This window comes from Paenibacillus sp. J22R67, from assembly GCF_059692175.1.
In genome coordinates this window covers 968,605-990,898 of the sequence record NZ_JCAUAX010000001.1, presented here as the reverse complement: position 1 = coordinate 990,898, position 22,294 = coordinate 968,605, and the positions used below count along the sequence as shown (strand labels likewise).

Annotated in this window: 14 protein-coding genes; 10 read left to right on the top strand and 4 right to left on the bottom strand. The window is 47.4% G+C overall.

What is annotated here, in order from left to right; genetic code table 11:
- Positions 1 to 7: 7 nt before the first annotated feature.
- The 6 genes from AC58VC_RS04565 to AC58VC_RS04540 all read left to right on the top strand — a co-directional run bounded on the left by AC58VC_RS04565 (position 8) and on the right by AC58VC_RS04540 (position 8,347).
- Positions 8 to 682 (top strand): aspartate/glutamate racemase family protein, encoded by a 675-nt coding sequence (locus tag AC58VC_RS04565; RefSeq protein WP_497367627.1) that lies wholly within the window; start codon positions 8 to 10, stop codon positions 680 to 682.
- The gene (locus AC58VC_RS04560; RefSeq protein ID WP_497367626.1) at positions 676 to 1,935 is read left to right on the top strand and encodes a ribulose-bisphosphate carboxylase large subunit family protein; all 1,260 of its coding nucleotides are present in this window, start codon (positions 676 to 678) and stop codon (positions 1,933 to 1,935) included. The genes AC58VC_RS04565 and AC58VC_RS04560 overlap by 7 nt, the downstream gene beginning before the upstream one ends.
- 39 nt (positions 1,936 to 1,974) lie before the next feature.
- On the top strand, positions 1,975 to 3,333 hold the full coding sequence (locus AC58VC_RS04555) for a four-carbon acid sugar kinase family protein (RefSeq protein ID WP_497367625.1): 1,359 nt from the start codon (positions 1,975 to 1,977) through the stop codon (positions 3,331 to 3,333).
- 49 nt (positions 3,334 to 3,382) lie between these two features.
- The gene (locus AC58VC_RS04550; RefSeq protein ID WP_497367624.1) at positions 3,383 to 5,302 is read left to right on the top strand and encodes an ABC transporter ATP-binding protein; all 1,920 of its coding nucleotides are present in this window, start codon (positions 3,383 to 3,385) and stop codon (positions 5,300 to 5,302) included.
- A gap of 14 nt (positions 5,303 to 5,316) precedes the next feature.
- Entirely contained in the window at positions 5,317 to 7,482 is a 2,166-nt protein-coding gene (locus AC58VC_RS04545) for a hypothetical protein (protein ID WP_497367623.1), read from the top strand.
- A 100-nt stretch (positions 7,483 to 7,582) separates the two neighbouring features.
- Entirely contained in the window at positions 7,583 to 8,347 is a 765-nt protein-coding gene (locus AC58VC_RS04540) for an SDR family oxidoreductase (RefSeq protein WP_497367622.1), read from the top strand.
- Between the two features lie 115 nt (positions 8,348 to 8,462).
- Here the strand turns inward: AC58VC_RS04540 and AC58VC_RS04535 are convergent, their stop codons facing one another.
- From AC58VC_RS04535 to AC58VC_RS04525, 3 genes are read right to left on the bottom strand one after another with little or no spacing between them, the layout of a single operon-like run.
- Positions 8,463 to 11,090: an Ig-like domain-containing protein gene (locus AC58VC_RS04535; protein WP_497367621.1), complete on the bottom strand. Its 2,628-nt coding sequence runs from the start codon at positions 11,088 to 11,090 to the stop codon at positions 8,463 to 8,465.
- A gap of 16 nt (positions 11,091 to 11,106) precedes the next feature.
- On the bottom strand, positions 11,107 to 13,047 hold the full coding sequence (locus AC58VC_RS04530; protein WP_497367620.1) for a hypothetical protein: 1,941 nt from the start codon (positions 13,045 to 13,047) through the stop codon (positions 11,107 to 11,109).
- Between the two features lie 21 nt (positions 13,048 to 13,068).
- Positions 13,069 to 13,752 (bottom strand): hypothetical protein, encoded by a 684-nt coding sequence (locus AC58VC_RS04525; protein WP_497367619.1) that lies wholly within the window; start codon positions 13,750 to 13,752, stop codon positions 13,069 to 13,071.
- 349 nt (positions 13,753 to 14,101) lie between these two features.
- Between AC58VC_RS04525 and AC58VC_RS04520 the strand changes: the two genes are divergently transcribed.
- Together AC58VC_RS04520 and AC58VC_RS04515 are read left to right on the top strand one after the other, a co-directional pair.
- Positions 14,102 to 16,801: a family 78 glycoside hydrolase catalytic domain gene (locus AC58VC_RS04520; RefSeq protein ID WP_497367618.1), complete on the top strand. Its 2,700-nt coding sequence runs from the start codon at positions 14,102 to 14,104 to the stop codon at positions 16,799 to 16,801.
- A gap of 37 nt (positions 16,802 to 16,838) precedes the next feature.
- Positions 16,839 to 18,128, top strand: coding sequence for a Gfo/Idh/MocA family protein (locus tag AC58VC_RS04515; protein ID WP_497367617.1), 1,290 nt, complete (start codon positions 16,839 to 16,841; stop codon positions 18,126 to 18,128).
- A 168-nt stretch (positions 18,129 to 18,296) separates the two neighbouring features.
- Here the strand turns inward: AC58VC_RS04515 and AC58VC_RS04510 are convergent, their stop codons facing one another.
- On the bottom strand, positions 18,297 to 19,166 hold the full coding sequence (locus tag AC58VC_RS04510; protein ID WP_497367616.1) for a helix-turn-helix transcriptional regulator: 870 nt from the start codon (positions 19,164 to 19,166) through the stop codon (positions 18,297 to 18,299).
- Positions 19,167 to 19,282: 116 nt separating this feature from the next.
- On the opposite strand from AC58VC_RS04510, the gene AC58VC_RS04505 reads away from it, so the two are divergent.
- Positions 19,283 to 20,389 (top strand): glycoside hydrolase family 172 protein, encoded by a 1,107-nt coding sequence (locus tag AC58VC_RS04505; protein WP_497367615.1) that lies wholly within the window; start codon positions 19,283 to 19,285, stop codon positions 20,387 to 20,389.
- 285 nt (positions 20,390 to 20,674) lie between these two features.
- A complete protein-coding gene (locus AC58VC_RS04500) occupies positions 20,675 to 22,267 on the top strand; it encodes an ATP-binding protein (RefSeq protein WP_497367614.1) in 1,593 nt (530 codons plus the stop codon).
- The last annotated feature ends 27 nt before the right edge of the window (positions 22,268 to 22,294 follow it).

The following is a 22,294-nucleotide window of genomic DNA, read 5'->3' as shown; positions in this document are numbered from 1 at the left end:
AGAAGGCATGGCTACAGTTGTTGCTGTTTATACAGGTCAAGGGTTATCGGATCGGATTGGGCCGCTGTTTCGGGAGGAATTACCGGGCTGCCGCCTCGTCAACATTATCGACGACAGTTTGATCGCCGACGTGATTCAGGCAGGTGGAGTGACTACTGCGGTAGTTCGCCGGTTGGTTCAGTATTATCGACATGCCGAAGACATCGGAGCTGATCTGATCCTCAATACTTGCTCATCGGTAGGTGAAGCAGCGGATCGGGTGCGGTCGTTGTTCAATATTCCAATTGTTAAAATTGATGATGACATGGCGCGTCAGGTTACCAAAAATTTCAATCAAATTGGGGTGCTGGCTACACTGCCTACGACACTTGATCCGACAAGGCAATTGCTGCAAAGAGAAGCCGAACTTCAAAACCGAAAAGTCAGCGTAGTTGACGCTTTGGCGGAAGGGGCTTATCAAGCTTTAGTTTCAGGCCAGCCTGAGGAGCATGATCGTTTGATCTATGAAGCAGCCAAATTAGTAGCTAAAAAGGCGGATGTACTCGTGCTGGCTCAGGGATCAATGGCGAGAATGGAACAAGCGTTAAGTGAGGAAACCGGACTGCCCGTGTATGCTAGCCCGCGACTTGGCATCATGGCCGTTCGTGCCGAATTGGAAAGACAGGGGAAATATCCATGCTGAAGAATGATCAAGTCATTGCAACTTATTGGCTCGAAACTGCATTTTCCCTGGAGAAGGCTTGTGAAATTATCGTCAGTGAGCAATCTACGGGAACGTTTCTGCCCTTGCCGAATGAAACAGACAGCTTGAAGCAAAAACATCGCGCACAGATTATCTCCATTCATGAGCTGGAGAGCTCGCCTTTTCCTTCGCTACCCGGAGCTAAGGTGCCCTCGGGCAGCAAAGGCGTATTCCGCCGTGGCATCGTAAAGATTGCATTCCCATATGTCAACATTGGACCTTCGATCCCGAACGTGCTGGCGACAGTTGCAGGAAATCTGTATGAGTTGGAGGAGCTGTCTGGACTACGACTGCTTGATCTGGATTTGCCACTGTCGTTTCAAGAACGGTACGAAGGCCCGCAGTTCGGTATCTCAGGTACACGGGAGCTAACCGGTGTGCATGGACGGCCGATCATCGGAACGATCATTAAGCCAAACATTGGATTGACGACCGAACAGCTGAGGTTGATCGTGCGTGAACTTGCCTTGTCCGGTATTGATTTTATTAAGGACGATGAGGTACATGGTAATCCGCCATATGCTCCAATTGCTGAGCGCATCAAGGTTGTCATGGAAGAAATAGAGCGAGCTGCGGACCGAACGGGTAAAAAGACGATGTACGCCTTTAATATTACCGACGATATCGATCCAATGAAACGTCATCTAGAAACAGTCGTGAAAGCTGGAGGCAACTGCGTCATGGTCAGCATCAATAGCATTGGATTTGCTGGCCTTGCGCACTTGAGAAAGCATGCCCCCGTTTGTATACATGGGCACCGGAACCAATGGGGTATGATGTCACGATACCCGTATCTTGGCATGTCATTTGCTGCCTATCAGAAACTGTGCCGACTGGCCGGCGTGGATCATCTGCATGTCAACGGGCTCAACAATAAGTTCTATGAAGACAATGCTTCCGTCGTAGATAGCGTGCGTGAGTGCTTGACGCCAATGTTTGATCAGTCTGACACTGCCCTCCCCGTATTGTCATCGAAACAATGGGCGGGGGCGGCGCCTGAAACGTATCGTACGCTTCGAACCGTCGATCTGATGAATATCGCTGGCGGCGGTATCCATGCTCATCCAGACGGTCCCGGAGCAGGTTTCCGCAGTCTTGTGCAAGGGTGGGATGCTGCCTTAGCGGGGATTCCTTTGGATCTGCATGCCGACAAACATCCTGAATTGAAGCAAGCTTTAGCCGCATTCGGCTAGAGCTAACTTCAATTGGGTGGAAAGGGGAGATGAGACCAAATGCGAATCTGCTATTACGGCGACGACTTCACAGGTTCTACGGATGTATTAGAGGCGCTCACGATCGGCGGTTTGCGTACTATTCTGTTTATGGACATTCCGAGCCTGTCAGTTTGGGAGGAGAAATTTAGCCATTATGATGGCTTCGGGGTGGCAGGAGTTAGTCGGACGATGAGTCCAGAAGAGATGGAAATGACGCTTCACCCCGCGCTTACTGCTCTGAAGGCATTCCAAGCGCCAATTGTACACTACAAAATATGTTCCACATTCGATTCATCGCCATTAACGGGCAGCATAGGAACTGTTATCGATATCGGCCGGCGTGTGTTTCCCGAGCAACGATACACGCCTCTATTGGCAGGTTCACCTGCATTAGGGCGGTATACGGTGTTTGGGAACCATTTTGCAGCAAAGGGGAGTGAGATTCTGCGCTTAGATCGGCATCCCAACATGACACAGCACCCGGTTACGCCGATGAAGGAAGCGGATCTTCGGGTTCATTTGGCTGAGCAGACATCGTGCTCGATCAATCTTATGAGCGTTATGGACTTGGAGCAAAGTGAGCTGATGCTGCGAAATCGATTGAACGAAAAGCTCGATCAAGCACCCAACATTTTGCTGTTTGATGTGTTGACGGATGAGCATCTTACCAAAATCGGCGGTTTATTATCGGAGGAGAACAAGAGTGAGCCGATGTTCGTGATTGGCTCATCGGGCGTGGAGTATGCACTAGTCTCCCATTGGCAGCAGAGTGGTTCCCTACCCGCAGCGCCCGAGCGGATGGAGGCAGAACCAGCGGACCGGCTCCTCGTCCTATCAGGTAGTTGTTCTCCAGCGACTTGTGCGCAAATCGAATGGGCAATGGCGCACGGCTATGCAGGCATTCGTGTACCAGCGCCTCTTTTTTTCGAAGAGGATTCGGCATCGGTAGCGGCTCAGAACTTGCTGCTTAGTCAGGCTGAGCATTTGCTCCGGGCTGGGAAGAACGTTATTTTGTATACGGCACTGGGACCGCATGACGAGTCTATTGAGGAGACGCAAGAACGAATGCGAATGCGTGGGCACAAAGTGGCCGTAAGCGGTGAGCGAATTGGCGGACGTTTGGGTGAAATGGCGAGAGCGCTTGTTCAGTCTACAGGAGTCAGAAGAGTTGTCTTGGCCGGGGGGGACACGACAGGTTTTGCGGTCAAGCGAATGAATATGTACGCTCTGGAAATGATAGCTCCTGTTGTTCCCGGGGGGCCGCTTTGCCGGGCATTTTCGCAGGATGAATGGATAGATGGTTTAGAAATCGTTTTGAAAGGCGGTCAAGTCGGGCCACCGGATTTCTTCGATCGGGTGCTTCACGGGTTATCTTGACTGCCATACAGTTGGATGACATCCACTGATGGAAAGAAGGTTTGATAGGATGAAGGACACAAAATCCCATCTCATACGGCGTTATTTTAAATTTTTGAAACCGTACCGTTACATGATCATAACCATTGTTGGGCTTGGTATTCTGCAATTTGTCGTTCCTATGACGGTACCGTGGATGACCAAAGTTCTGATTGACGAAGTACTTCCGCGTAAAGAAAGTTCATGGACATTGTCCAAGGTGATTGGGGTACTTGGAGGTGTTTACGTTTTCGGAACAGCGGTCAATTATGTGCGTCAATGGGTCATGGCCAAAATGGGGAATTCCATGGTCATCGATATCCGTTTTCAGCTTTATGAACATATGCAAAAGCTCTCTCAACGGTTTTATGACAGCCGTCAGGTCGGAAGCATCGTCTCACGAATTCTGAACGATGTGAATGGCGCCCAGAATCTAGTCGGTGCTGGTGTCATTAATCTGGCGATTGATTTCTTTCTGGTGCTGTTCGCTGGATTTATGATTTTTCATATGGAATGGAAACTGGCGCTGTTGTCTCTCTGGCTGCTGCCTGTTTATTATTTAACGTTTACGAACATTAATGTTCATATCCGCTTCGCATGGCGTTCTGTCCATCGACAGATGGAACGAATGTCAGGTGTACTTGTCGAGCGAATTGCCGGGATGAAAGTGGTGCAGGCCTTTAGCCGCGAGCGCATGGAGTTGAACCGATTCAAGAAGCAAGCTTCCGCTCATTTCGGCTACGCGATGACAGCTCAATTTTTATCCAACACGCTAGGTCGTATGAGTCAAACCTTCCAAGATTTGGGCGGATTAATCATTTGGTTCGTTGGGGGGTCAATGGTGATTCAGGGCAAGATGTCGGTAGGGGAACTAATCGCTTTCCAAGCTTATTTATCCCAGATGTACGGCCCTATTCAGCGTTTCTCCGATGTTAACGTTACGATCCAAAATTCGCTTGCCAACGTGGAAAGAATCTTTGAAGTGTTCGATATTGAACCTGAGATTCAGAATAACGACAATCCTATACCCCTGAAAACTTGTAAAGGTGAAATTCAGTTCGACCAAGTCGGGTTTGATTATGTGATTGAAAGGCCTGAAAAGCAGCAAGCTGAAGCAGATCAGAAGGATAAAGATCTGGTCGAGCGCCAAAAACCTGCCAAACGTTTCTATTGGATTCCGCCAAAAATGAGACCGGATCCGCCTCTGATGGTTTTGGAGACGAGGGCAGCACTTAAAGGAATAAGCTTTAAAGCCTGCAGCGGTGATGTGATAGCGCTTGTCGGTCCTAGTGGCGCAGGAAAATCTACCATTATTAATTTGCTGCTCCGTTTTTATGACCCAGATGAAGGTTCCGTATTGCTGGACGGGGTTGATTTGCGTAATTATGATCTATATGACCTGCGAAGCCACATGGCTCTTGTGCTCCAAGATAATATTCTGTTTTCGGGGACGGTTTATGAAAATATTGCTTATGGCAATCCGAAAGCTCCCAAAGAGCAGATTATCGCTGCTGCACAGGCTGCGAATGCGCATGAATTCATTGAAGAGTGGGAGCTTGGATATGAAACCATGATTGGAGAACGCGGCGTGAGGTTGTCTGGAGGACAAAAACAACGGATTGCTATAGCACGAGCGCTTCTCAAGAGTCCTCGCATTTTAATTTTGGATGAAGCTACGTCGGCTCTGGATGCAGAATCCGAACATTTGGTCACAGAAGCGCTGGAGCGACTCATGCAAGGACGTACGACCTTCGTCATTGCGCACCGTCTGGCGACTGTCGTCAGAGCCGATCAAATTCTTGTTATCGACCGGGGACGAATTGTCGAGCGAGGCAAACATCAGGTACTGCTTGCGCAGCACGGGTTATATCGTGAATTATACGAGAAGCAGCTAAAGGCGATGCGGCCGGAAGAGCTAATCGGCTTAGATGCATTGAAACACGAAGCATAGAAAGGAGACTGCTGATGACTAGAATTTGTAAATGTTTCCCGATCCTCATGGCTTTTGCGTTAGTGGTTCTAATCAGCACGTTCATGTCCATATCCGTATTCGCAGAAGGCGGCAATTCAGACGATGCTGCTGCATTCGAACGAATCCAGCTTGGCGATAACAGCTATGCTGAGATTAAGCAGCTAAGACTTCTATCCGATCACAATGGCAATATCGTTACGTTCACACTACATATTTCGAACAAAAGCTCAGAGAGCCTATCTCTGATTGATTATTGGATACGCTTGCTAGGTAAGAATGGTGACCTATTCATCACCAAAATGATGCCGCAGGACAAAGAAAAAATGAAAATTGCTGCGGGTTCATCGCAAGAGTTTGCCTACTATGCCATGATTAATGACGCAACAGCTTTGCAAGATTTGAAGTTTCGTCTGGGGAAATGGGATTTCTCCCGAAGTCCTTTCGAGCGCCAGCTTGGCGAAATCTCAGTGCCTGATGATTTTACACAAGTGGCACCTGCAGGAAGCTCGCAAGAGGTTAAGATGTCAGGAACACTCATGGCAGTAGCCTTATCCGATTTTACCCTTGGCAAAAATGAAAAAAACAGCTTGCCTAACCTAACACTGAATCTGAAAAATTTGGGGAAATACAGCGTAACGGTACCCGACTATCAGTTTATTGTTCGCACTTCGGAGGGATATACCTATCCGCTAATAGCAAAAGGGTTAAACGAACTTCTTATCAATTCCCAGGAAACCAAGGAGATTACTCTTACGGGGAGTGTCCCCGCAGAGGTCTCAACGGAAGGCTGGCAGATCGTGGTTACGCAGTACTTGTCTGATTTGAAGTTGAATGTACCGATTGCCTCCCTGGAAGTGCCGAAGGAATCGGATCAAGAGGTGAAAGGTGCAGGAGAAGAGGCCGCATTTTCGGACGAAAATGGCTTGTACACAGTTAAGATGAACGGCATGTTTCGGTTGCCCTGGGAAGACACGGACATTTTGACTACGGATTTCATGCTGATGAACAAAGGCTCGGATTCGCTGCCCATTCCGGAATTTACTGGTTATTTCTTGTTGGATGGAAAGGTGAGGGTAGAGGCGAAGGTGATCATCCCTTCCAAAGTGCTGGGACTTCCACAAGACAGTTCCGTCGGTATGCAGATGGCGGCTAAAGTGCCTTATACGTATGCATTTTCGAAAATAAAGCTTGTGCTGCAGGAAAAAACATCCGATGAGAAAATAATCGATGTGCTGGATTTCGAGTCTCAGGCTGATTTGTTACATGTGCCGATCCTTGATGCAGCTTCTTCCTTCGAACTGACGGATGCGGGATATCAGTCCAAATTCTCTATTCAAAATGTGATGAGCTATCAAGGGCAATCCACGGTGCAATACACCGTACGGGTGCAGATTGAGAATCAGGAGAAGAGATTCACGAACTTGGCGAAGCTGGTTGCCAGCTTTCGAGCAGCTAGTGGAACCGTTTATCCGGCAAATGTGCTGGATGTGAAAGAGAAAGTGGGACCTGGAGGGAAAGCGCTGTTTATCATTTCAAGCATGATTCCGAAAGGTGTTGATACAAGTGGAATGAATCTTTTGCTTGGAGAAGCTGTTGAGGATGGCGAGTTAATAACGGAAGAACCTGCGAACGATGAAGACGACGATGATGATGACGATGACAAGTCGGGGGACGCCGACATGTATGTGAAGCCATTCGCTTTCTGGCTTCCGCAAGAGAAGAGCGAGGTGAAGACACCGCTGAAAGGGATATCACTTGCACCATATACGCTCTCCATTGATCATCTCAGCACCGCACTGGATAATAACGAACTATCCTTGAAGTTCAATTATGAGATTGTCAAGGATATGAGTACGAGTGTAAACACAGAGGGACGTAAAATTGTCTTTCAGATCAACGATACGAATGGCTTGAGGGCAATTGAATGGTCGGCGGATTTGAGCAGTTTCGAGCCCCGCGCGAATGAAGCTCCAGAGACGCCGCAATCGAAGTTGAAAGTTGGCACGTACAAGGATTTCAAAATTAGTTTGGAAAATGGCGACTTACTTTACAAGTTGTCCTTCCTTAAGTCGTATGATTTTAACATTTATGAAGAGTTTCAAGGTCATCGTCGGTTGGTCGGCACGATGAAAAATGATTGGTTCGTCACTTCGGACTGATCCTTAGCTTTGGGTTCTGCGAATATGAGAGCAACATTTCATAACTCCCCTTGTGTTATAACTATCGTGTTACTATTTGACACAAGAGGAGATTGAAATCATGCGTAGATTACAAGGTAAAGTTGCTTTGGTTACGGGTGCAAGCCGGGGGATTGGACGTGCGATTGCGATGCGTTTAGCGCAGGAAGGAGCATTAGTAGCTGTTCATTATGGCACGAACCGAGCCGCTGCAGAAGAAGTAGTACGAGATATTGAACAAAGTGGAGGGACTGCCTTCACAATTGGTGCGAAACTTGGTTCTATAGAGAGCATACAGACACTTTATCAAACACTAGATGAAGTGTTGAAGGAGCGTACTGGTAACACTCATTTCGATATACTAGTGAACAACGCAGGGATCGCTCTAGTAGCCCCAATAGAAGCTACTACGGAAGAGGCATATGAAGAAATTATGAATATAAATGTCAAAATGCCATTTTTCCTGACGCAACATGCTTTGCCTCGTTTACGTGACAATGGTCGAATTATTAACGTGTCGTCGGCTATAACAAGAATTTCCCTGCCCGCTATTCCTGCATACAGTATGACCAAGGGGGCAATCAACACACTAACACTCTCTCTATCCAACCAACTCGCCTTACGTGGAATTACAATCAATGCCATCCAACCTGGATTCGTTGCCACGGATATGAACGCCGGCATGCTGCAAGATCCTGCCTCGCAACAATATGGTGCTGATTTTTCTATCTTTGGAAGATGGGGGCAACCGGAGGATGTCGCGGATATCGCTGCTTTTCTAGCTTCTTCCGACAGCCGCTGGGTGACCGGGCAATTGATTGATGCCAGTGGCGGCTCTCATTTGTAAATTCGGCAAACGAACACATTTAAAGCCTGACGGGTTATACTCCGTCAGGCTTAAGTGTTAGCTACTTACTAATCCGGCACTATCTCATCATGCACAGCAGCTTGCAAAATCATCATTACCGCTGCACCAAAGGCAGCTCAGCAACATTAGAAATCACTTGCTTGCTGGCAAGCTGATCCCACACAAAGGCCTTCAGCTTATAGCCCGCTGCATGAAGGGGCAGCTGGAAAGTCGCCGTTAGCGCTCTTATCCCTTGACCTTCGACCAAGTCGCTGGAATAGGAATAGTTGACGATATTCTCATCTGCATCATATAACGCGATGACCAACACGCCATTTTTATCAAGCTCCGAACGGTTGCTGAATTGCACGCTGACGGAAGGATCACCGTCATCCTCGTTCAACAGCAAATTCCCGGTGGAGAAGACAGCTCCTGTGATGTTATCTGTACGCAGCTTCGTATTTTCAAACATCGAAGAATTGTAGTAATTAAAGTTGTTGGTACTTTTCGTTGCATCAACGGCCATCCCAATGTAAGCAGGGTTCGGCAGATCAAGCGTGACAGAACCAACCACCTCCCAGTTAGCTCCGCCATCAATGGAAATTAAACCTTTCACTTCATTCCCGTACCGGCTAATTTTCAATAGCGCAGGCAAGGTCACATTTGGCTTCGCCGTGGATACGACCAATTCCCCTCGTGCCGATCTGCTCATAAAATGAATCCGCGATCCGTAGTATTCTTCCTTCTTCACCGTAATCATGGCAAAAGGGGAATCAGCCGTCAGATCCTGGCGGATCATCAGCCCTGATTTTACACCATTATCGTATTCAGAAGGATTCTGGAAGTTAATCGTAGAGCTTAACTCCATATCGCCTGCCATATCACGGTATGTGTATTGAAACGCATCCGAAGATTGGATGCCATCATCGGTCGCACCAATTTCACCCGTACCTTTTACGATGAAAGTACTGCTACCTTCCCCAGTAACGCTTGACGTTCCTGGTAGGGTCACAGTTCCAATGTCTGCGGAAGTCCACGTTCCAATCCCACTTGCATCGTTGACATGAATAACAACCATACTCGATAGCGTTTGAGTGCCTGAGTTGTCAGTCGCCTTGGCATACAAATAATGAGTTCCTTCAGGAGCATTTGTCCATGTGTACGTATATGGTGCAGAAGTAACCGTTCCTAACGGGATCAATTTCATCGCTTTCGTATCGTAGAAGGAGAACTCAACCTTGGATACGGTACCATCACTGTCAGATGCAGTGGCATCAATGACAATATCTTGATTCGCTTGCAGCATCGCATTCGCAGAGGGGCTAGTAATGGCTATAGCAGGATTACTTGAACCATTGCCAAGCAGCGAGTTCAAATATTTCTCCAGATGGGTATATCCATCACCACTATCCGCTTTACCATCTGTTGCGCTATTACCATCAAGACCATTTGCCGTTTCCCAGCTATTGGGGATACCGTCGTGATCGCTATCATAATCGGCAGACAAAGTCGACTCCGTTAACGCCGGAAAACCTCCGTCCCCATCCGGTGTATTGGCGAATTTCCCCATCCCGTTTCTTACATCGTTCACGATACGAGCGTCGAGAGAATCTCTTTTTGGTAAAATCGCTCCTGCATGCTCAAGGACTTTGCCGTAAGTGTCAGTTGCCGAGTCTGTCGTTACGGAAGTATCGACCGTTGTTCCATCGGTGTTTTTGTAAGTAATAGCTACTTGACTCTGCAGGCGGTTGACAGTTCCCAAGCCATACTCGGGTTGGACGCCACCGGCCCAGTTATTTGCGCTAATCCCCGGATAACCGTCCACGTAATTGCCTTCAATATAGTAGTTGCCAGGCTGCTCGGACCAAGGATTAAAAACTCTGTTTTTCACATCGTCAAAGGTAGCAGGACCCGCTTTGTAGTAGTTGTTCACGACATTGACGCCTGTCGCATTTTCACCGCCATATCCGCTATTGGCGCCCCAGTTGTAAAAGACGTTATTTCTCAAATCGAACAGCAGGGGGGCATCTTTTTCAAGTCTAAAATCACGGTCTAATCGAGGATTACGGCTATTGTTGTTCGCGATTAAGTTATGGTGGTACGTCACATTGGTGCCGCCCCAAATACCGCCATACCCGTGTGCTCCCTTATCATGGATCGACATGTTCAGAGAATCGCTAATGATCGACCATTGAACGGTAATGCTGCTTTTATCCTTGGATGACAATACCTCGTCCGTGCTCCAACTAAAAGAGCAGTGGTCAATCATCATTTTCGGAGCGTTGGGTGAGAAGGTGTCGTCCAGCTCAGCGAAACCTCCGCGGAAGCGAATATAACGGATGATAATATTAGATCCGCCTAAGGATACCGAATAGTTGCCAATCGCGATGCCATCCCCAGGTGCTGTCTGGCCAGCAATCGTTAGATTGTAGACATTGGTTTTAATTTTCTCCTTCAAATGAATGGTGCCAGAAACCCGAAATACAATCACAGTCGATTTGGCATTGCTGTTCGCAACTTTAGCAAGCCCGTAGCGCAGCGTTCCGGGAATTGCGGTCTCTGACGAGGTATAATCTTCGAGGCTCGTGACCTCGTAAACATCGCCTCCGCGTCCTCCCGTTATATACATAGCGGCGCCTTCCGCTCCCGGAAAGGCCGTAATTGGTTCCGCTGCAGCCGCCAGCGAAGGGACTAGGCTTGCTACAATAAATAGGAATGATAAGATTGCAATTATTTTTTTCATTGTTGCCTCCTCGTGCCTACTCAATCGTTATACTGTTCGACAGTGGTTTCATAGTTATTAAGTTATCCCAGATAAAAGCTTTCGCTTGATAGCCGGATAGGTTTGAAGGAACCTTGAATCCGGTGTTTAATGTGCGTTGTTCCCCAGCGTGTGCCGTTACAGATGCGGACGTATAGGTAACCAAACGTTGATTGGCGTCGTATAACGCACAGATCACAACAAATGACCGTTGCTCGGCTGTGTTATTCGTAACCTCAACTTTGGCTGTTGCATTCATCCCTGGCGTTAAAGCGGTAATCTTGTTGCCATTCCAGTCCATAAACTCGAAAGAGTTTAACTGAATAGAACGACCCCTAACGAGTATAAAATAACCGTTGCTGTCGGATTGCCCGATTTTGCTCAACGTAACCTGCGAATTCGCTGCAAAGCTCTTCTTGTACAAATCAAACACCTCTGCGCCCTCACTCAGCTCGATGGTATCCGCTGTTTTGGTCCATGTTGACAGCCAAGCTAGGTTGGCTTCCATCGTTTCCCGGCTTACAGCGACAAAAACGTCGGCATCATTCGTAACGGTAAAAGTCGTAAGCACATCGCTGGCTGTATAAGCACCTGATGCATTCGATGTTCGAATCCAATCAATCCCGATATAATTTGAAGGCAACTTGGTTATGGCGCGCTCTAAATCTCCATAGGGAGTACTTCCTACTGCGAGATTGCTTTGCACGGACCAACCAGACATGTTTTTGGTATCGTTTACATAGACGTTTTGGATGACGCTCGTACTGGCGGAATCCAGTGTTGTTCTGGGGCTAGGGGTAACGGCAACGGCTTGTGATAAAGAGAGTGGACTCTCTACTTCCGTGTCGGTGCCTTTTGACAACAGTCTGGTGTTTTGTGTGATTTTTACATAATAGGTTTTCCCGTTCTCAAGTGGAGGGCTGCTGGATGATGTCCCAAGCTTCGTGATAGATACGTAATCGCTCGGCACAAATTTTTTATTATATTTATCCATGACCTTCACATACTCCGAGTCAACGGCGTCAGGTTTGGTAGCCACGTAGACATTATTGGATCTGGCGCTTGCTGAAGGTGCCCATTCTACATAGATTTCTTTATCCCGTGGATAGGCTGTGAGTCCAACAGGAGCTTCTGGAGAAGCGGCAGGCGGCTTCGCAGATACCTTGATTTGGGAAACGTAGAAAGCATTAACCGGATTTGGTGAACCGCCCGCTGTAAGCATTTCAAGCATTGCGATGTTTTGCTTGATTTTCTCGCTCGTAGTGGTGCCTGCGCTCCGAACCTCGACAGTCGGCTGCTTGGAGAAACACAGATTGCCGTCCACATAGACCATGACTTGATCATTGACGATGTCAACAACAAGCTTGATGTTATACCAACGATTGGGTTCGTATGGATACATATTGTCAGGACCCGTTTTGGCATCGAACACGAACTTTGCCTGCGCTGGATCTGCTGTTATTCTAGCGATGTAATCACCGCTGCTGCTTAACAGGTTCAGCACTTTCGCTCTTTCGGACTGCGGCCCAGGTTGCATGAATGAAACCTCAGCTACAACAACACCTTCTTGCTTCTCAAACGTTTTGACAACTCTCGTCGTATTGCGGTAGGCGACGTTGCTGACGGAATTATAGTCATCGTATACATATAGACTGTTGCCTGATTTACCAGGAGCTTTGGCTACATAAGCGTCACCTTTAAGGCCGCCTGTGTTCCCTTCCTCGAGCATAGGCTTGTACACAACATAACCTTGATCTTCTGCTTTTGTCCCGACCGAATCGTTCTCGAAATTGTCGTCAACGAGCACTTGCCATCCATCACTAGCTGGAGTTTCTGCAGCCAGCGCCCTTGTATCAGAAGGATAACCTCCATAAACCGCGCTGACTAACATAAAAGCGAGAACGAGGCGGCGTATAATCTGTCTAGACTTCTTATTCAAAATAACACCTCCGAAAGATCATTACTTATTTTTGCCGGATTGGTCGTGAGGCACGGTTACCGTTGCGGTAGCCACCGAGCGGTTTCCGGCTTTATCGGTTGCCGTGTAAGTGATCGTATACACCCGCTGAGAATGATCTTTTGATTTCTCCGCACGAAGCGCGAACGTCTTGTCCAATGTGCCGAACTGCGCATCTTGAATGTCATCTGGCTGGATAGGATCATTACAAGTAATGGAAGTAAGAACAATGCGGTCGATTTGCGAAAAAGGGTCAGATACATACACATCGGCCGTCACTGTGACCATTTTCTTATTTGGTGGCCAGATGGTGTCCGGGTTCAAAGTTACTTGAATAGAAGACAGGGAATTCACGGTAAATGAAGTCTGGGAGACGTTGATATCTGCTTCACCAGCAACAGAAACGGAATAGGTGCCAGCGACATTATTGTTGACTGTAAAATGAAATAGGTAATCTCCGTTTACGCTGCTTTTACCCTGGTCCAAATAGGCAAGACGATTGTGCGGATCACGGACCTGCACAGTTATGAGATGTTCTCCCGGCAAACCCGAATTGCCAGCAATAGTTACAATTCCGGTAGCCATGTCTAGCGATGCTGTTACCCCCGCAGGGGATGCTGATGCGATCCTCAGCGATATACTGAAGAACATCAGGAGCGACAGCAGGAATAATGTCCATTTTCTCAAGCTAATTCCTCCTATGGTTCGTTATGAAGAGCTGGATATGCCTAAGTCATTCCTCCCCTTTCCGTCTTTTCGTTCAAAAGTGAAATCGTTTTCAATAACGCTGGTGACAAATATAGCGTGAAATAGCTATGTAATTTAACTTTAATACATATTCATCCTGGCACATTAGGGCAATGAGTTCATTTTATAGGTTATTTATTTCAATTATTGATGAAATGAGGCAGGCGCGACCATCACATTTCAAGGTTAATGTCTTTGCCCTATAAACTGTTATCGAACCCCCCATATCTGAGCAGGCTTCTCCTTTTATAATACAAACTAGTACGATCTTAGCTTAAGGGGGATAACAGTGAGCCTAACCATTGTTGAATGTTTAACGGAATATGCGAATAACCCGCTTGGGATTGATGTTAGTCGGCCGCGTTTATTTTGGAGGCTGGAGTCGAGCGAGCGGTCTGCTGCTCAAGCTTTTTATCAGGTGATGGTTGCTTCGTCTCAAGAGCTGCTGGAGCAAGGTGTGGCTGATCGGTGGGACAGTGGCCGAGTGGCGTCCGATCAATCGATTCACATTGCATATGCGGGAGAGACTCTGCGTTCTGAGCAAACTTATTATTGGAGAGTACGGGTTTGGGATACTCATGGAGAAGCGTCTGCCTGGAGTCAAACGGCTTATTGGTCAATGGGGCTGCTGTCGCGTGCAGATTGGAAGGCCAAGTGGATCGGTCGCAAGTCGGAAAAAGGCATTGACATGCAACCTCCTCCTTATTTGCGTAAAAGTTTTCAGCTTACGAAGGATGTGAAACGGGCTTTTGTTTATGCGACTGCGCTTGGTTTGTATGATCTTCGGCTTAACGGCAGTAGAATTGGAGCTCTTTTTGCGCCGGGATGGACGGATTACGAGACACGTGTACAGGTGCAAGCATATGAGATTACGGACCAATTACATGTTGGCGAAAATGTTTTTGGAGCCATTCTAGGCGACGGCTGGTACGCAGGTACGGTTGGTTTTCTTGGGAAAAATGTGTATGGAGAAAGGCCGTTTTTACTGCTCCAGGCACGGGTTGAATACTTCGACGGCACGAGCGAATTGATCATTTCTGACTCATCTTGGCAGGCAGCTAAAGGTGCTATTCTTTATTCGGATCTGATAAAAGGTGAAGCGTATGATGCCCGGCTTGAGCCGACTGGCTGGGATCAATCTGGGTATCAAGCAGGAGTCACTTGGGAAGTTCCTGATGTTCGAACAGGGTACAATGGTTTGCTCGTGGGAACGGTAGAACCCCCGGTTCGCATCATGCAAGTACTGAGACCCGTCTCTTTCCGCCGCACGGAAGAAGGAACTTTCATTTATGATATGGGACAAAATATGGTGGGTTGGACAGAGCTAAAGGTTAGCGGGGCAGCAGGCCACCAAGTAACTGTTAGCCATGCCGAGATGTTGAACCCAGATGGCAGCTTATATTTGGATAACTTGCGGGTAGCCGTGCAGCAGGATCATTATGTGCTAAAAGGGACGGGCGAAGAAAAGTACGAACCGCATTTCACATTTCATGGGTTCCGTTACGTTGAATTGATTGGCTATCCTGGCGAACCTGACTTGGATACGATTGCAGGCAAAGTTGTGCACTCCGATATGGCGGAGACGGGGCGGCTGGAAACGAATGATTCGATGGTGAACCGTCTGCATGCCAACATTACATGGGGACAAAGGGGGAACTTCCTTTCCGTGCCGACGGATTGTCCGCAGCGCGACGAGCGGCTCGGTTGGACCGGTGATGCGCAAATTTTTGCCCGCACAGCAGCTTACAATATGAATGTGTCACGCTTTTTCTCCAAATATATGCAGGATATTCTCGACTGCCAGCAGCCATCGGGGGCTTTCACCGATGTGGCGCCTGACGCCGGCTGGATCCGGCACAAAATGTGGAATGCGAATCTGAACTGGTTCGCACCCGATAATGCGGGATGGGGTGATGCCGGGGTTATCATTCCATGGACTTTGTATGTGATGTATGGGGATACGCGCATATTGGAAACGAACTACAAAGCGATGGCTGATTGGGTGAACTACCTTCGGGCTAACAGTGAAGATTACGTGCGTCCCGATTATGCCAACTATGGCGATTGGTTATCGATTGATGCGGATACACCGAAGGAAGTGTTAGCAACGGCTTACTTTGCCTATAGCACACAGTTGTTGGCAAAAATCGCTGGTGTTCTGGGTCGCAAAGACGATCAGAACCAATATGAATCTTTGTTTGAGGCGATTGCTCAAGCATTTCGGGATGCATTTGTGGGCAGTGATGGCCGAATTCACGGGGAAACGCAGGCTGTGTACGTGCTTGGGCTGCAATTCAACCTGCTGACCGATGAGCAGAACAAGATGGCTGCCCAGCATCTGACGACAGATATCCACACACGCGGTGACCGTTTGTCAACGGGCTTTCTCGGAGTTGGATACCTGCTGCCTGCACTAACCGAGCATCGGAAATTGGATGTTGCTTATACGCTGCTTACTCAGGAGGAATTCCCTTCCTGGATGTATTCCATTAAGCATGGTGCAACGACCATTTGGGAACGGTGGGATGGCTGGACCGAACACAAGGGCTTCCAGACGCCTTCCATGAACTCCTTTAACCACTATTCCCTTGGCTCAGTTGGGGAGTGGATGTTCCGATATATGGCTGGCATCGAGGCTGATCCTGCTGCGCCAGGCTTTAAGCACACGATCATACGGCCAAGGCCTGGTGGAAGCTTAGACCGGGTCAAAGCAAGTTATGACTCTTTGTATGGAACGATTGAGGTGGCTTGGCATTTATCCGCGTCCAAAGCCTTCCAGATCGAAGTGACGATTCCCGCCAATTCGACAGCTACGATCTATATACCTGGCCAGGTGTACGCCATCGATGGCGTGAGAAGTACATCAGGAACTTGGGAGATCGAAGGCTGCGAGCCTCTTGGCCGTATGGAAGACGAAAGTTGTTTCAAACTTGGAGCGGGTCGTTACATTTTTGAAAGTGATTTGATGGCCGTTCAGGCTTCTGTTTAAGGTTGGTTTAACTATTCTTATAAAAAGGGTGAAGGGCATGACAACGAGGAAAAAGTACGTATTAGTTGGAGCCGGCGGGCGAGCACGGTTCTTTTATTCCGCGATTGCGGGAGACTTTCGGGAAACGACGGAGCTGCTGGCATTCTGTGACATCAACCAGACCCGTATGGATTATGCGAACCAGCAATTGCAGCAGAAATTTGATTACCCAGAGGTGCGAACCTATCAACCGGATGCTTTCGACCAGATGATCGAAAGAGAGAAACCGGATGCTGTCATCGTCACAAGTGTTGATCGAACCCACCATACCTATATCATTCGTGCGATGGAATTAGGCTGCGATGTGATAACAGAGAAGCCGATGACGATTGACGAGGACAAGTGCCGTCAAATTCTTGAAACGGTAGAGAAGACCGGACGTAACGTGCGTGTTACGTTCAATTATCGCTATGCGCCACATCATACGAAAGTGCGAGAACTGATCGAAGGAGGCGTAATTGGACAGGTTAACTCTGTCCATTTCGAGTGGCTGTTGAATACCAAACACGGCGCTGATTATTTCCGCAGATGGCATCGTAACAAGAATAACAGTGGAGGGCTGCTCGTACACAAATCGACGCATCACTTCGATCTTGTCAGCTTCTGGATCGGGTCCGAGCCGGATACCGTGTTTGCTCTTGGGGATCTGCTCTTTTATGGACGTGAAAACGCTGAAAAACGGGGTGTGACTCAGTTCTATGATAGAGCAACGGGCAATCCGCTTGCTGAGGATGACCCTTTTGCTCTCCACTTGGACCGCAATGGGCGGTTGAAGGCGATGTATTTAGATGCTGAGCACGAGGATGGTTACCATCGCGATCAAAATGTCTTCGGAGACGGCATCAGCATTGAGGATACGATGGGTGTCATGGTTCGCTATAAAAACAAAGCGATATTGACATACTCGTTAAATGCCTATTCGCCATGGGAAGGGTATCGGATCGCTTTTAATGGGACGAAAGGCCGTATTGAGATGACGATTATGGAACAATCCTATGTCAATTCAGGTGGAGACAAAGCACTTGAAGGAGCGATAAAAAATAAGGAAATACGCGTCTTCCCTATGTTTGACCGCCCCTATGAGGTGAACGTAGAAACGGGTGTTGGCGGGCACGGTGGAGGAGATCCTGTGCTGCTGAACGACATCTTTGGTGAACCGGCAGAGGATCGCTTTAAGAGGGCTGCGACTCATGTGGACGGTGCCCGCTCCATCCTGGTTGGCATTGCCGCGAATCGTGCGATACGGACAGGGCAACCCGTCAAAGTTGCTGATTTGTTAAAAGCATAAGCGAAAATAGTGGTAGGGATCGCCCCCCTGTAGGGGGGCGGCAGGCTGCGGTGGGTTGGGAACTACAGGCCACTATTTCAAGGGAAACTGCTCTAAAGCTGGATGAACGGGAACTATGGTCCGTTATATGCTAACCCATCATTTTCACGGAATAGCGGCCTGTAGTTCCTATCGGTTTACCCGAAAGTGCGAGGGGCTTTTACCCATAACGGTTTTAAACGCCCGGCTGAATGTATGGATATTAGCAAACCCCAACTGCTCAGCAATCTGACTCAAGGGAGTGTTAGAAAATTGAATCCTATTTTTGGCTCTTTCCATGCGAATGTGCTGATGGTACTGGATGGGAGTCATTTGAAACATCGTTTTGAATAGATGAATGAGATGAAATTTACTCACATGAAACTTCTCCGATAACTCCTCGAGTGTCACATTCTGATTAACATGGCGATCAATATAGGTGCGGATTTCGGATAGAAATTCGACCTGCCCCTCTTTGTTTGTTTTGCCGCCATAATATTGTTCGCGTAATAAAATAGCCAGCAGATCAAGCATGGCGCTTTTGACACGAAGCTCATAATAGGGAGGTTTGGTTTCATGCTCACGGATGAGATCGAGCAGCACCCGTTCCAAGTGGGTGGAATCCCGTGGCCGAAAATGATTCGGGATGAAATAAGGAGGTGACGAAAGCAAGTCCTTTCGCAACCATCCTTTTTCTTTCTCGTTCATCTGATCGATGGATTTAAACGAAACCGTAACCTCTTGGCTATCCGGCAGAGCGTTAAGGTCGAAATGGACATGAGGCTGCCGAATCGTTTGCTTCCCTAATGACTTTATAGCGTGTCTTTGGCCTGGCTTAAAAAAGAATACATCCCCTGGACGCCCTTCGTAAATTTGCTCTTCCACCCTCACTTCCAGATGACCTTCCATCAGAAACAGCAGCTCATAATCCCAAATCACACGTTCTTCAATAGTCCATGGAGTCTCGATAACACTGTCCATCGCGACACGGATATAAGGCGAAACTTGATCCAATTCCATCACAACACCTCAGCAATATATGGTAAGTAAATCGGCAATCTATGCTAAATAAATGTAGATAAAACGCTTTATAATGTAAATAGGTACAACAATATATGATACAAGAGGTGATGGACATGCTGCAACTGCATGGTTTGGGAAATGGCTTATCTACGGCTCCTCTCGTGACAAACGGGCGGACACGTTCCATTACAGCGGAGAATCCGACGGGAGAGAAAGGGCAAGGAGGCCAAGCTGCTAGCAACTTGGGAATGGCTAGAAAAGGTCGTCCTTGCATCGATTTAAAACAAGGTGAGACGGTTACGCTTGCACATATACAGGGTGCTGGTGTCCTTCAGCACTTTTGGATCACCGTTACCGATAAAACAGGTGCCAAAGGACATCATGCACAGTTTGTACTCCGTGACCTGGTGCTCAGAATGTATTGGGATGACGAAGAAACGCCATCCGTTGAAGTGCCTCTTGGCGATTTCTTCTGCAATGGCTTCGCCAGACGAACTAACGTCAATTCGCTGCCGATTTCCGTTAACCCTACAGGCGGGATGAATTGCTATTTCGCCATGCCGTTTCGGAACTCAGCGAAAATTACAATTGAAAATCAACACGCCTATGACATTGGCGGATTTTTCTATACATTTAACTACACGCTTGTTGATGAGCTGCCCGAAAATGCGGCTTATTTCCATGCGCAATGGCGGAGAGAGCGCCTGACCGAGATCGGCAAGGATTACACACTACTAGACAATGTCAAAGGTGCCGGTCAATTTGTAGGTACATACCTGGCGTGGGCAGCGCTTGAAAGGAACTGGTGGGGAGAAGGCGAGATGAAATTCTATATGGATGGCGATGACGAGTGGCCGACCATTTGCGGAACAGGGACCGAAGATTATGTGGGGGGCGCTTGGTGTTTCTCCAATTTGAAAACGAACGAGCCTGAGTCCTATTCAACGCCTTATTTGGGATATACGTACTACAAAGAAACGACCGACATTGATCCATGGTATGGACACCAGGTGCCTATGCATGGGATGTATCGCTGGCATTTGCCCGATCCCATCCGGTTTGAAAGCGATCTGAAAGTAACGATTCAGCAAATTGGCCATGATCATTCGCAATTATTTGAGAGATCCGATGATATTTCTTCGGTTGCTTACTGGTATCAGATGGAGCCTCATGCGGATTTCCCGGTTCTGCTTCCGGTAGAGCAGAGATGGCCAAGATAATTGCCATGTGCGTATTTCTATTCCGCGGTGCTTGAAAGCTAGTTTTTATGCAATTTAACCATATAGGGGTTGTCTCTAGAGGTCTTCATGGCCAAGGGGATAACCTCTTTTTTGCGCCTTTAAGCTTAATAGAAATTGCGTAATTGAGAGAGAAAGAGCACAATATAGTACATTGGTTTTATATTTATTGGGTAGAGGACTATGGTATAATTTACTAAAACAGGATTGAAATCAAGATCTGAGTCGATATCGTACCGAATGATGAGCAAAAATGAGGAGAATCATATGGAACTATGGATCGAAGAATCCCGCCAAAGGTGCTTGCAGCAAGGTTTGGACCCCACCAAAATACCTGTACCAGGTTTAAAGCTGACGGCCAAACAGCTGCAAGAAGAGAAGCATAAGTATCGGAAGATTCTAGTGGTAACTAATTATTTTGCAGAGAAATTATTAGCTTTCTTGTCAGGGACACCTCATCTCATCGTCGTAACGAATGATACAGGTTATATACTAGATAATTATGGCGATGAGACGATGAAATCGACAATCAATAGGTTGGGCATTCAAGAAGGCATCAAGTGTGATGAAGAATTTATGGGGACCAATGTGGTAGCGCTTGCTCTACTTGAGCAGAAACCGATTCAGATCGTCGGTAAGGAGCATTATCATATGATGCTGGAGGAGAGCGCCTGTTATTGTGTTCCCTTCCATTTCTCTAATTTCCACAACTTATCAGGTGCCATCTCAATCATGACGTCAGTCGAGCATCATCATCCTACTTATCTAGCTCTGCTTGCTAATATGGTAGATTCTATTGAGCGTGAGTTGTCTCTGCGCCTCGCTAATCATAATCAGAGCCTGATCCAGCAGCTTGTGGTGAACAATATGCGCAATGGGATCATTATGACGGATGAACGAGGGATCATAACCGAATTTAATGCCTATGCGGAGAAAATTACGGGAAGAAACAGGAAAAGTGTGACAGGCACACCGGTATTCCCGTTTGAACATTTTGGCAGCTATTTTTATCAAGCTCTGAAATATCGCAAACAAAGCGAAAATATCGAGCTTACCTTTCGCTATTCCTTGGATCAAGAAAATGTGTGTCTCTTTGATGTGCTGCCCATTCTCAACGAACATGGTGAACTGCTGGGTGCCTTCGCTCAGTTTCGCGATATTACAGATCGTGTGATCTTGGAGCGGCAGTGGATTAATTCGGAGAAGTTTTCGGCTATTGGCAAATTGGCGGCGGGGTTAGCACACGAGATCAGGAATCCGCTTACAGCCATCATTGGTTTTTTTCAGCTGAGCAAGCAATCTAACGATCCTACCAAATTATGGAGTTACGTTCATTTAATCGAAACAGAGCTTCAAAGTATGAAGCAGCTTGTATCCGATTTTGTCGTTATGGCCAAGCCAAGCACACCGGAACGAAAAGCCGTGAACATGCAAGAGTTTCTAAAGGATACCGTACGATTCATGGATAGTCAGGCTATTTTAAAAAACACCTCAATCACGGCGATAACGGATAACGCCTTAACAGTTGCGATGATTGACCCTTCTCAAATTAAACAGGTCCTCATTAATCTTCTCCAGAATGCGATCGAATCGATTGGGAAAAATGGGACCATTCAGCTCTGCGCAGAGCTCTCGCCTGATCATCATAGCTTTAAAATCAGCATTGAAGATAACGGCATCGGCATGACCAAGGAAGAATTGGATCAAATTCTGAACCCCTTTTTTACAACCAAAGAGAATGGAATAGGATTGGGCTTATCGATTTGTTATCGAATTATCGAAAATCATAAAGGTACAATAACAGCAACCTCTAGTAAAGGCTACGGGACGCGGTTCGAGGTTACGTTACCGTTAGATTGATTCGTTGATAAATGGGATAAACACTTG